The 12,755-nt window shown below is 48.4% G+C and carries 7 protein-coding genes and 4 tRNA genes; 4 read left to right on the top strand and 7 right to left on the bottom strand.

Annotated features, from left to right (window positions below; genetic code table 11):
* Positions 1–2: 2 nt before the first annotated feature.
* The 5 genes from tuf to L1D15_RS14335 all read right to left on the bottom strand — a co-directional run bounded on the left by tuf (position 3) and on the right by L1D15_RS14335 (position 1,866).
* Complete coding sequence (tuf, locus tag L1D15_RS14355; protein WP_239876224.1) at positions 3–1,337, bottom strand: elongation factor Tu; 1,335 nt, start codon at positions 1,335–1,337, stop codon at positions 3–5.
* 134 nt (positions 1,338–1,471) lie between these two features.
* Positions 1,472–1,547: transfer RNA gene (locus tag L1D15_RS14350), tRNA-Thr, on the bottom strand.
* A 13-nt stretch (positions 1,548–1,560) separates the two neighbouring features.
* Positions 1,561–1,635 (bottom strand) — tRNA-Gly (locus tag L1D15_RS14345).
* A 35-nt stretch (positions 1,636–1,670) separates the two neighbouring features.
* A tRNA-Tyr gene (locus L1D15_RS14340) sits at positions 1,671–1,755 on the bottom strand.
* Between the two features lie 35 nt (positions 1,756–1,790).
* Positions 1,791–1,866: transfer RNA gene (locus tag L1D15_RS14335), tRNA-Thr, on the bottom strand.
* Between the two features lie 207 nt (positions 1,867–2,073).
* On the opposite strand from L1D15_RS14335, the gene coaA reads away from it, so the two are divergent.
* Entirely contained in the window at positions 2,074–2,997 is a 924-nt protein-coding gene (gene coaA, locus L1D15_RS14330) for a type I pantothenate kinase (protein WP_239838035.1), read from the top strand.
* 50 nt (positions 2,998–3,047) lie between these two features.
* Here the strand turns inward: coaA and L1D15_RS14325 are convergent, their stop codons facing one another.
* The gene (locus L1D15_RS14325; RefSeq protein WP_239876223.1) at positions 3,048–6,476 is read right to left on the bottom strand and encodes a PAS domain-containing hybrid sensor histidine kinase/response regulator; all 3,429 of its coding nucleotides are present in this window, start codon (positions 6,474–6,476) and stop codon (positions 3,048–3,050) included.
* 113 nt (positions 6,477–6,589) lie between these two features.
* Positions 6,590–7,765, bottom strand: coding sequence for a 3-phenylpropionate MFS transporter (locus tag L1D15_RS14320; RefSeq protein ID WP_239876222.1), 1,176 nt, complete (start codon positions 7,763–7,765; stop codon positions 6,590–6,592).
* 195 nt (positions 7,766–7,960) lie between these two features.
* Here L1D15_RS14320 and L1D15_RS14315 point away from each other — a divergent pair, with 195 nt between their 5' ends.
* From L1D15_RS14315 to acs, 3 genes are all read left to right on the top strand, one after another.
* Positions 7,961–9,787 (top strand): DUF294 nucleotidyltransferase-like domain-containing protein, encoded by a 1,827-nt coding sequence (locus L1D15_RS14315; protein ID WP_239876221.1) that lies wholly within the window; start codon positions 7,961–7,963, stop codon positions 9,785–9,787.
* A gap of 2 nt (positions 9,788–9,789) precedes the next feature.
* The gene (locus tag L1D15_RS14310; RefSeq protein ID WP_239876220.1) at positions 9,790–10,422 is read left to right on the top strand and encodes a 3'-5' exonuclease; all 633 of its coding nucleotides are present in this window, start codon (positions 9,790–9,792) and stop codon (positions 10,420–10,422) included.
* 200 nt (positions 10,423–10,622) lie between these two features.
* A complete protein-coding gene (gene acs / locus L1D15_RS14305) occupies positions 10,623–12,575 on the top strand; it encodes an acetate--CoA ligase (protein ID WP_239876219.1) in 1,953 nt (650 codons plus the stop codon).
* Positions 12,576–12,755 lie beyond the last annotated feature (180 nt).

Here is a 12,755-nt window from a genome sequence, read left to right as displayed (position 1 = left end):
AATTAGTCGAAGATCTTAGCAACAACACCAGCACCTACTGTACGGCCACCTTCACGGATCGCGAAACGAAGACCTTCGTCCATTGCGATTGGTGCGATTAGCTCTACAGTCATCTTGATGTTATCGCCTGGCATTACCATTTCTACGCCTTCTGGTAGCTCGATGTTACCAGTTACGTCAGTTGTACGGAAGTAGAACTGTGGACGGTAGCCTTTGAAGAACGGAGTATGACGGCCGCCTTCGTCTTTAGAAAGTACGTATACTTCTGACTCRAACTTAGTGTGTGGGTTGATTGACTTAGGAGCCGCTAGTACTTGACCACGCTCTACTTCGTCACGCTTAGTACCACGTAGAAGTGCACCAACGTTCTCACCCGCACGACCTTCGTCTAGAAGCTTACGGAACATCTCAACACCTGTACAAGTAGTTGTTGTAGTCTCTTTGATACCTACGATTTCTACTTCGTCACCTACTGTTAGGATACCACGCTCGATACGACCAGTTACTACTGTACCACGACCTTGGATTGAGAATACGTCTTCGATAGGCATTAGGAATGGCTGATCGATTGCACGCTCTGGCTCTGGGATGTAGTTGTCTAGTGCTTCTGCTAGCTCAACGATTTTCGCTTCCCACTGCTCTTCGCCGTTTAGGGCGCCTAGTGCAGAACCTTGGATAACTGGTAGGTCATCACCTGGGAAATCGTACTCAGATAGAAGTTCACGAACTTCCATTTCTACTAGCTCAAGTAGCTCTTCATCGTCAACCATGTCACATTTGTTCATGAATACGATGATGTATGGGATACCAACCTGACGGCCTAGTAGGATGTGCTCACGAGTTTGTGGCATTGGGCCATCTGTCGCAGCAACAACTAGGATACCACCGTCCATCTGTGCAGCACCTGTGATCATGTTCTTAACATAATCCGCGTGTCCTGGACAGTCTACGTGTGCGTAGTGACGAGTTGGAGTGTCGTACTCAACGTGAGATGTTGCGATTGTGATACCGCGCTCACGCTCTTCTGGAGCGTTATCGATTGATGCGAAGTCTTTCGCTTCACCGCCGTACACTTTAGCNGCGTGTCCTGGACAGTCTACGTGTGCGTAGTGACGAGTTGGAGTGTCGTACTCAACGTGAGATGTTGCGATTGTGATACCGCGCTCACGCTCTTCTGGAGCGTTATCGATTGATGCGAAGTCTTTCGCTTCACCGCCGTACACTTTAGCWAGAGTTGTACAGATTGCAGCAGTTAGAGTTGTTTTACCGTGGTCAACGTGGCCGATAGTACCAACGTTTACGTGCGGTTTCGTACGTTCAAATTTTTCTTTAGACATGAGTTGTCCCTCTAGGTACGGATTTAGGTGGCTTTGATGACCACGCAACCAAAAAGTCTTGGTGATAAACTTCTCTTAATCACTAAACGTAGTTTAGTTAAAAGAAAGTATCAAAAGGAAACATTGCTTAGAGCTGGTGCTGATAGGCAGACTCGAACTGCCGACCTCATCCTTACCAAGGATGCGCTCTACCACCTGAGCTATATCAGCACTCAAATTAGAGTGGAGCGGGCAGCGGGAATCGAACCCGCATCATCAGCTTGGAAGGCTGAGGTAATAGCCATTATACGATGCCCGCAACACGTAACTCTGAGAGCTATTTCCTTAAGAATATGGTGGAGGGGGACGGATTCGAACCATCGAAGGCAGTGCCAGCAGATTTACAGTCTGATCCCTTTGGCCACTCGGGAACCCCTCCAAATTTTTCATCCATTCCTCTCATAAAAGGAGAAATGGTGCCGACTACCGGAATCGAACTGGTGACCTACTGATTACAAGTCAGTTGCTCTACCTACTGAGCTAAGTCGGCATAAGTGGTGCGCATTCTATTGAAGGATTATCGACCTTGCAATAGCTAAATTAAAAAAAAACCAGATTTTATCCACTTTCGGTTTGTTTGCTGAAAAATCACACAAAACCATCGACAAAACGGCCTCTTCCTTGCCTTGTCATTTGGCAATTTGCACAGGTTGTTGTATTTTCGCAGCTCTTATCGCGAATCTCAGTTAGGAAGACTATGACGCCATATCTCTCTTTTAACCGTCAACAATGGGCAGAACTACGTAATTCTGTCCCTATGACGCTATCCGAAGAGGATCTTATCGAGCTACAAGGCGTCAATGAAAGCCTGACGATGGAAGAAGCTGTTGAGATCTATCTGCCATTGGCGCGACTTCTCAACTTATATATCGCAGCGAGGCAAAGTCGCAATTCTGTACTGAACAACTTTCTCGGCAATCAAGAAAGTGCGCCACCTTTTATCATTGGTATTGCAGGCAGTGTTGCGGTCGGTAAGAGCACTACGGCTCGCTTATTAAAAGCTTTGCTATCCCGTTGGGAAAACCACCCCAAAGTCGAACTGGTGACGACAGATGGTTTTCTGTACCCGAAAAAAATACTCAATGATCGCGGGATCATGCATCGTAAAGGTTTCCCAGAGTCTTATGACATCAAGCGTTTGGTAGAGTTTGTTTCTGATGTAAAAGCCGGAAAGCCCAACCTCGAAGTTCCGGTCTACTCGCATATTACTTATGACATTACCGATGAGGTAAAGGTCGTTGACCGACCTGATGTGTTGATCATTGAAGGGTTGAATGTACTTCAAAGTGGGATGGACTACCCTCATGATCCCCATCGTGTATTTGTTTCCGATTTCTTAGATTTCTCTTTGTACGTTGATGCAAAAAGCGATGTGATTGAGCAGTGGTACGTAGAACGGTTCTTAAAGTTCCGTTTCGGCGCATTTACCAAACCTGGTTCTTACTTTAGCCACTACACAGAACTCACAGAAAAAGCAGCGATAGAAAAAGCACATTCAATCTGGCAATCCATCAATGGCATTAACCTAACAGCCAATATATTACCGACCAAAGGGCGTGCTCAGCTGATTTTGAAAAAAGGCCAAGATCACAGAGTAGAAGAAATATTACTCAGAAAATAGCACACTGTAATGGCTCGATGTGAGTTAATGCAGCGAGCCTTTATTCTCAGTTACACCCGATTGAGGACTGCCCTGAGCTTGAGCGGTTTGACTGGCTTAGGAATAAAGCTAAATCCGTTAGATTTAATCCCCTCCATCATGTCGTTGGTTCGATCCGCACTGATGATCACACCTTTAAAACTATCTCCTAAACGCAGTCGACATTGCTGTAAAACTTCAAGCCCAGTGCGACCATTATCCAAGCGGTAATCAGAGAGAATTACATCAGGCAGCCACTCTTCGTCTAGACACTTCAAACTCGTTACCAAGTCAGTCGCCGTGCGTACATCACATCCCCAGCGCGCCAGCAAGTTTTCCATCCCGACCAAGATTTCCGGCTCATTGTCAACACAGAGTACATTAAGGTGACTAAGATCAGAGACGGCAGCTGAAGGCGCTGCTTGCGGCTGTACCAAAGCTTCATTGCTACGATTGAGCGTAATTGAGAACACGCTACCTTTACCTGGCCAAGATCGCATGGCAATCTGATGACCCAGCACGTGGGCGATGCCTTTCGAAATCGCTAAACCAAGTCCAAGCCCCTGATCCGAACGAACCTGACTACCGCGGGTAAACTCTTCAAAAATTTCCTGCTGTTTGTCTTCATCGATACCGGTGCCGTTATCCCACACTTCAATCCTCGCCTGTTGACCTACCCGCCTTACCCCTAGCACCACCTTGCCTTTGGGATTGTAACGGAAAGCATTGGTCAGGAAGTTCTGCACCACCCTGCGCAGCAGTTTCGGGTCAGATTGAACAATCAGCTGGCTTGGCACCATCTCAAACTCAATCCCCTGCTGTTTTGCCAATGCACTGAATTCAGCGTTTAGATTGGAGAGAACGTCATTAATTGCAAAGCCATGCACATTAATATCAAGCTTGCCTGATTCCAACCGAGAGATATCAAGCAAGTCACCGATCAGATCTTCAGCGGCCTCCAAAGCACTTTCAATATGCTTGGAGAGGCGCTTGGTTTCCTCTTCTTGTGCCACCTCAGACAATGATGAAGCAAATAAGCGTGCGGCATTGAGTGGCTGCATCAGGTCATGACTGACCGCCGCAAGAAAGCGCGATTTCGACTGAGATTCATGCTCGGAACGTTGAGTGGCAGAGACCAGCTGTTTGTTGAGTTGCTCCAGCTCTTGAGTTCGTTCATGCACCCGTTCTTCCAAACTTTCGTTAGCGTCTTTCAGTGCCTGCTCTGCATCACGGAACACCGTAATGTCAGTAAAACTCATCACAAAACCACCGCCGGGCATCGGGTTGCCCTGCACTTCAATAACCCGACCATCAGGCCGAACTCGTGAAGAAGTATGACGGGTGCCTTGTTCAAGGTGATAGATACGGCGACGGACATGGTCTTCTGGGTCACCGGGGCCACATAAGCCTTGCTCCGCATTGTGACGAATCACATCCGCTATCGGCCTGCCCACCTGAATCAACCCTTGAGGAAATACAAACAGTTCCAGATATCGTTGGTTCCATGCCACCAGACGAAGCTGCTTATCAACCACCGCAATGCCTTGGCCAATATGCTCAATTGCCCCTTGGAGAAGCCCGCGGCTAAAATCATACAACTCAGAGGCTTCATCGACAATGGTCGCGACTTCTTCCAGTTGCATGTTGCGCCCTTGTAGGGCAGAGGTCAGGACCAACTTTGCTGAAGAGGCGCCAAAGACGCCAGCCAACACCCGTTCCGTGTGGCGGATTAAACTGGCGGGTGCCTGCTGATTTGGCAGCATAGTTTCGTGTTGCTGGGCCCAGTATTGCTCAAACGCAATGCGCACCCTTTGTCGACCAACAAATCGCGCAGCTAGCATTTCCAGCTCTCCCACCGTCACGCGGCTTTGGTAGAGGCTGATGTTCTCACTTTCTGGCATTGGCGTACCGACAAAAGACGCCGACTGCAAACGCTCACTCAGACTTGAACGTGTCATTAATGAGACCACTACATAACACAGCGCATTGACCGTCACGCTGAGGACAATTCCCCAGTCAGAACCTTTAATACCAGCTGCCTGCAAAACCTCTGGCGGTGTCACGAGCCACAAAAGGAAGTTACTGTTGGCATCGCCTGCCAGCATATCGGTCTGACTCATTAAGGTAATAAGCCATAAACCAAAACCAAACGCGAGGCCAACATAGACCCCTTTTCGGTTACCATTTCGCCAGTACATTCCCCCCAGTAGAGCAGGAGCAAACTGTGTAATCGCCGCAAATGAAAGAAAACCAATTGCCGATAGAGAGTGAATATTGCCCAGTGCCTGATAGAAGCCCCATGCACCAAGTAACAGCAATAGAATCAAACCACGTCGAATAACCAGTAATAAGCCTGAAAAGTGGCGGTGGTTTCGCTGAGCAAGCTTCATTCGGCGCAGCAACAGCGGCATCACCAAATCGTTCGACACCATGATGGCTAACGCAATGGTCGAGACAATAACCATGCCGCTAGCGGCAGACGTCCCACCGAGAAAAGCCAACAAAGCAATATCCTGTGCACCTACGGCCATCGGTAAGCTAATCACATACGTATCAGGGCTCGCACTACTAAGCAGCCCCTGCCCTACCCAAGCAATAGGCAAAACAAAGATCCCCATCAACACCAGATACACGGGGAATAACCAGCGCGCCGTATGCAAGTCCTGCGCGCGCTCGTTTTCCACTACCATAGTATGGAACTGACGCGGCAGACAGACAATCGCCATCATGGTCAGCACAGTATGAATAAATAATGTCGGCAGGTTTGGTGATTGATAGGTGTCAGAGGCAATCGACATCAGCTCAATGTCGCTGCGATTGAGCGCCAAATAGAGGATGAAACACCCAACGGCGAGGAATGCCACCAGCTTGACGATCGACTCAAATGCTATTGCCATCATCATTCCGCGATGGTGTTCTGTGTTGTCGATGTGGCGCGTACCGAACAACATGGTAAATATCGCCAATGCACCAACCACAAACCAAGATACATCCATGCCCTGAGCGTTAAATGCTTCCGGTAATTCCGGAGAGACGATCTCCAACCCCATGGTAATACCACGCAGCTGTAAGGCGATGTAGGGCAAGATCCCCGCCACGGCAATCAGCGTGACGGCGACGGCTAAACCCTGAGATTTACCATAGCGAGCAGCAATAAAGTCGGCAATCGATGTGATGTGTTCGCGCTTAGCGGTAATGATCAAGCGAGCTAGTACTCGCCATCCAAGGGTGAACACCAAGATAGGTGCAATGTAAATCGGGAGGAATGACCACGGATTGTTACTGGCCTGCCCCACCGTGCCATAGAAGGTCCACGACGTACAGTAGACCGCAATCGACAAACTGTAGATCCACGGCCGCCAGCGAGCTAGCCAACGATGCTGCTTATCGCCATACCAAGCAATGAAAAAGAGGAGTCCGAGGTACATCAGTGATACGGTGATCACTAGCCAGCCTTGCATCTGATTTCCTTATCGTATTGAAGTCTGCTGCGTTATTTATACAAACAAAAACCTCTCCATATTGGAGAGGTTTCATTTAACTAAGGAAGCGAATTGAACTCAAACAGTTCCGCTTAATTCTGTGCTTTAACGTCGATAACCGAGGCACGCTCACGTTTTGGTTCAACACGAATAAACAGTGCCAGAATGCCCATCACTGCCATCGCCCAAAAAACGTTCGCACCCCAATTCTCATACCCCCAGCCACTCAAGGCGGTCATCAGAGCGATGAATGCACCGAGCGGAATCGCATTGTACAGTGCTTGAAGAGCGACCATTTTTCTTGGCTCCGAATGCTGGATGTATTGAATAGCAGCGATGTGTGCGACGGCAAACGTCACACCATGGAGTAATTGGATTAAGACAAGCCCTATCAGTACCGTTGTCGAAGCGGTCAACCCCCAGCGAACCACGACGCCAATAGCAGCAACTAAGAACAGTGCACGTAAAGACCAACCGGCAAACAGGCGTTTACTTAAGGCGAAAACTGCAACTTCCGCCACCACACCTAGGCTCCACAGATAACCAATAATATCTTCAGAATGCCCGGCTTCTTTCCAGTATATTGAGCTAAAACTGTAGTAAGCGGCATGACTGCCCTGAATCAAAGCCGCCAGAGCGAGGAACTTCAAGACGGAAGACTCCTTTAGTAGATCGGTCAATTTCGGTCTTTCTGCCTGCTCTTCTTCCGTCGTGACAGGCATCGGATTGGTGTTACGCATCCCGACCAAAATGGCAAAAAATACCCCCGCTAGCGCGGTATACAAAATCATATCAGTGCCGAATTTGGCCACCAGATAGCCGACTACAGTCGAACCTGCAATAAAGGCCACAGATCCCCACAGTCGAGCACGCCCATAGTCGAGCATCTTAAGCCGCGCATAGTAGTTCGCCATCGCGTCAGAGAGCGGTACAATCGGCCCACAGCAAAGGTTAAACAGCACAGTGGCACCCGCCATCAACCAAAAGCTACCACCGGTAAAGAAGTGAAAACCGATAAAAATTAGGGCTGCAATGCTCAACCAGCGCAGCGCGGGCATCAGGTGCTCAACTTTATGGATACGTGGCGTTAGCACCATATTGGCGACACAGCGAGTCGCAAAACCAATACCGACTAATAAGCCGATATCTGTGGCGGAAACGCCCTGCTCTTCAAACCACAACGCCCAGAATGGCAGATAGACACCATAGGCAAAAAAGAATCCGACAAAGTATTGAGATATCCAGCCGTAGGGAGACGGATTGAGCATTATGACCTCTGAATGCGATATGAGAGCGGATGCTGCATTATCTCTGCTTACTTGCTGAATAAAAAGGGAAGATTACTCACCAATCTGTTTCCGCACAACCATCCTAAATTAGAGTAATTCGACCAAAGTCGTCTGGCACTTAAAAGGAAACTTGTCACACTTAAAGCATGGTTTCTTTTCTCACGCGGGTCCGGTATGCCAGATAAATTCAACATGCACTCTCCACCGTTTGATCGTCTCGACGAAAGACAGCAGAACAAGCTACGTGCTTCGTTGGATGTTGCCTACTTCCGAGATAAAGAAGTGTTGCTGGCGACCGATGGAGAAAGCCAGCACTTGCATATTCTGATTAAAGGCGCTGTAGAGGAGCGCAGTGCTAATGGAGAGGAAGTATTCGCCCATTACGCCAATGATGACTTATTTGATGTACGCGCGCTGTTTGAAGGTAAAGTCCGCCATCACTACGTTGCGCTGGAAGATACGCTCACCTATCTGCTGCCTAAAGCGGTCTTTCTTGAGCTATACAACGAAAATGGCCAGTTTGCGGCCTATTTCGATAACAATCTCGCCAAACGACAGCAATTGATTGAAGCCGCCCAACAACAACAGAATCTGGCCGAGTTTATTCTCACTAAAGTTGACCGCGATATCTATCACCCTCCGATGATTCTTAGCACTGAGCAGCCACTTAATGAGGTCACTCAGGTATTAAAGCAGAATGGAATTGATGCCGCTTTGGTCAGGCTTCATGACGACGACCCACGCTTGACCAACAATCCAAATCAGCTGCCTTTCGCTATCGTCACCCGAACCAACATGCTGCATGCCGTAATGCTTGACGATCATCCGCTGGATACTCAGGTCAGCGCGATTGCAACCTTTCCGGTGGTTCACGTCGACGATGGCGATTTTCTATTTAACGCGATGATAAAGATGACTCGTCAGCGTATGAAGCGGGTCATGGTGGCGGACGGTAAAGAAGCGGTCGGTATGCTGGATATGACCCAGATTCTCAGTGCCTTTTCCACCCATTCTCATGTATTAACCTTAAGCATAGCCCGCGCTTCCAGCATCGAAGAACTGGCATTGGCGTCCAATCGCCAACGTCAGTTAGTCGATAGCCTGCTAGGAAATGGCATTCGTACCCGTTTTATCATGGAGTTGATTTCTGCGGTCAACGAGCAAATTATCGAAAAAGCGTTTGAGCTGATTGTTCCTCCTGCCCTTCACGATCATTGCTGTCTGATCGTTTTAGGCTCAGAAGGGCGCGGGGAACAGATCTTAAAAACCGACCAAGACAATGCATTGATTATCAGAGACGGATTGGACTGGCCTCAGTGCGACACCGTTATGGCTCAACTGACCCACACTTTACAACAACTAGGCTACCCACTTTGCCCAGGTAATGTGATGGTCAACAACCCGAAATGGGTGAAAAGTCAGTGTGACTGGCAGACAACATTAACACGTTGGTCTAAGCCTTCTTCTGCTGAGCACGTCATGGATCTGGCCATTTTCACCGATGCTCACGCGGTCGCTGGCAACAAGACGTTGCTCACTCCTGTGCGACAACACCTCAAAGGGCTGATGCTGAATAATATGCTGGCGCTACAGGACTTCACTCGACCCGCGTTGCAGTTCTCTCTGCCACTGACTCTGTTTGGCAACGTCAAATCGGACAAACAAGGCGTCGATCTGAAAAGTGGCGGTATTTTCCCAATCGTTCACGGGATTCGCACCCTAGCGCTGGAATATGGCTTAGAAGAAAACAACACCTTTGACCGGATTGAAGCATTGCGTAACAAACGCATCTTAGAGCCGGAAACCGCGGATAACCTCAATGAAGCTTTGAAGCTGTTCTTCAAACTCCGTCTGAGCCAACAGGTCGCGAATCAACATAGCCACAACCGCATCAACCTCAAACTGCTTGAACGCACGGAACGTGACTTACTGCGCCACAGCCTGCATGTGGTCAAAAAATTCAAACAGTTCCTTAGCTACCACTATCAAATTCGGGACTAATAATGAACTGGATTCAGCGCCGCTACTGGTATCACAAATTGAAGGGCTCTCCTTATCAGCCCATGTTTGCCTCAGTCCAAAAGGGTGAGTATGTTTCGCTCGATTGTGAAACCACCAGCTTAGATCCAAAGCGCGCCGAATTGGTCACCATAGCAGCGACCAAAATCATCGACAACCGCATCATCACCAGCCAACCTTTCGAAGTGAGATTAAGAGCTCCCCAATCGCTGGATTCTAATTCGGTCAAGATCCATCAGATTCGCCATTCAGATCTGGCCGATGGTATTGATGAAAAACAGGCACTGACCCAGTTACTGGCTTTTGTCGGCAACCGACCACTGGTGGGATACCACATTCGCTATGATAAGAAGATCCTAGACTTAGCTTGCAAACGTCAACTAGGGTTCCCTCTTCCCAACCCTTTGATTGAGGTCAGTCAGATTTACCACGACAAACTGGAGAAACACTTACCTAACGCCTATTTCGATCTGAGTCTAGAAGCCATTTGCAAGCATCTCGATTTACCGATGCAGAGTAAGCACGACGCTTTGCAAGACGCTATATCTGCTGCTTTAGTGTTTGTTCGCCTCACTAAGGGAGATCTACCCAGTTTGAATTTCCCCTACACTCGCTAATCATTCCGTCGATCCAAATCGCAAAATCAAACATAACAGCGTCATTAATAAGCAGAATCCGCTCTCTCATCCTAAAGTCTAATTGTCGAATCAAGCTAGGTGCTAGAAAGTGATAGATATAGGGATTTTCGACAAACGTGAAAACGTTTTAAACGAGCACTTGCTTGATTCGAGCAGAATTAAGCTCAAGGAGAGAAACAATGAGTGAAGCCCATATTTATCCGGTAAAGGACAATATCAAAACAAATACCCATGCGGATAATGACACCTACCTCGCCATGTACCAACAGTCTGTCTCTGACCCAGAAGGATTCTGGAGTGAGCACGGTAAGATTGTTGATTGGATCAAACCCTTCACCAAAGTAAAAAACACGTCATTTGACACAGGCCATGTCGATATTCGCTGGTTTGAAGATGGTACCCTCAACGTCTCTGCCAACTGTATTGACCGCCACCTAGCTGAGCGCGGTGACGACGTGGCAATCATCTGGGAAGGTGATGACCCAGCAGACGATAAAACACTGACATTCAACGAACTGCACAAAGAAGTGTGCCGTGTCTCTAACGCTCTAAAAGAGCAAGGTGTACGTAAAGGCGACGTCGTGTGTCTTTACATGCCAATGGTACCTGAAGCGGCTGTTGCTATGCTGGCTTGTACTCGTATCGGTGCAGTCCACACGGTTGTTTTCGGTGGTTTCTCTCCAGAAGCACTATCGGGACGTATCATTGACTCAGACGCCAAAGTCGTTGTCACAGCCGATGAAGGCGTGCGCGGTGGTCGAGCGGTTCCGCTGAAAAAGAACGTCGATGAAGCATTGACCAACCCAGAAGTGAAAACGATCGATAAAGTACTAGTGCTGAAGCGCACTGGTGGTGATATTGACTGGCATGAGCATCGTGATGTTTGGTGGCATGAAGCAACGTCATCTGTTTCAGATGATTGCCCACCAGAAGAGATGAAAGCGGAAGATCCACTTTTCATCCTCTACACATCAGGTTCAACCGGTAAACCTAAAGGTGTCCTTCACACCACAGGCGGTTACCTAGTTTACGCCACCATGACTTTCAAATATGTCTTCGACTATCAACCAGGTGAAACCTTCTGGTGTACCGCTGACGTAGGTTGGATAACCGGCCACACTTACCTTATCTACGGCCCTCTAGCTAATGGTGCAAAAACCATTATGTTCGAAGGGGTACCAAACTACCCGAACACCAACCGCATGAGTGAAGTCGTTGATAAGCACCAAGTCAATATTCTTTACACTGCGCCAACCGCGATTCGCGCGTTGATGGCAAAAGGCAATGAAGCGGTAGATGGCACTACTCGTGACAGCCTACGCATCATGGGCTCTGTGGGTGAGCCGATTAACCCAGAAGCATGGGAGTGGTACTACAAGACGATCGGTAATGAGAGATCTCCGATTGTCGATACTTGGTGGCAAACCGAAACCGGTGGCATCCTCATCACTCCACTACCAGGCGCTACGGCACTAAAACCTGGCTCGGCCACTCGTCCATTCTTTGGCGTACAACCTGCGTTAGTCGATAACATGGGTAACATCATTGAAGAGACCGCAGCTGAAGGTAACTTGGTGATCCTTGATTCATGGCCAGGCCAAATGCGTACCGTTTACGGCGACCATGAGCGCTTTGAGCAAACGTACTTCTCTACGTTCAAAGGCATGTACTTCACCAGTGATGGCGCTCGTCGTGACGAAGACGGCTACTACTGGATCACTGGCCGTGTTGATGACGTACTGAACGTCTCCGGTCACCGTATGGGGACCGCAGAAATTGAATCGGCTTTGGTTGCCCACGATAAGATTGCAGAAGCAGCAATTGTCGGCATCCCGCATGACATCAAAGGTCAAGCCATTTACGCTTACGTTACACTTAACGATGGTGAGTTCCCATCAGCAGAGCTGCACAAAGAAGTAAAGGACTGGGTACGTAAAGAAATTGGACCAATCGCTACGCCGGACGTGCTGCACTGGACTGACTCACTGCCGAAAACTCGCTCCGGTAAAATCATGCGTCGTATCCTACGCAAGATAGCCACTGGTGATACCAGCAACTTAGGTGACACCTCAACACTGGCTGATCCAAGCGTTGTTGATAAGTTAATCGCCGAAAAAGCTGAACTTGCGTAGAAATAGTAAGCAAGACTAAGCCGTCACATTTGTGGCGGCTTTTTTATTGGTTGGAACATATCTAGCGACCTAAAGTCCAAGGTAAAGCGGTCAAATTTGTTACCTTGGTAGCAGTTTTTTGTCTTCACCACAGGAGATTAGACCAGTAAATTGCTGCTAAATGTACTGAATTAGCTATAA

Source organism: Vibrio sp. Isolate25, assembly GCF_022398025.1.
GTDB lineage: Bacteria > Pseudomonadota > Gammaproteobacteria > Enterobacterales > Vibrionaceae > Vibrio > Vibrio coralliilyticus_A.
The sequence above is the reverse complement of the archived record's forward strand: the minus strand, read 5'-3'. Positions and strand labels throughout refer to the sequence as shown.

Coding starts and splice junctions, on each gene's coding strand:
- coaA (WP_239838035.1), top strand. CDS start 2,074: ATGACGCCATATCTCTCTTTTAACCGTCAACAATGGGCAGAACTACGT.
- acs (WP_239876219.1), top strand. CDS start 10,623: ATGAGTGAAGCCCATATTTATCCGGTAAAGGACAATATCAAAACAAAT.
- L1D15_RS14310 (WP_239876220.1), top strand. CDS start 9,790: ATGAACTGGATTCAGCGCCGCTACTGGTATCACAAATTGAAGGGCTCT.
- L1D15_RS14320 (WP_239876222.1), bottom strand. CDS start 7,765: ATGCTCAATCCGTCTCCCTACGGCTGGATATCTCAATACTTTGTCGGA.
- L1D15_RS14325 (WP_239876223.1), bottom strand. CDS start 6,476: ATGCAAGGCTGGCTAGTGATCACCGTATCACTGATGTACCTCGGACTC.
- L1D15_RS14315 (WP_239876221.1), top strand. CDS start 7,961: ATGCCAGATAAATTCAACATGCACTCTCCACCGTTTGATCGTCTCGAC.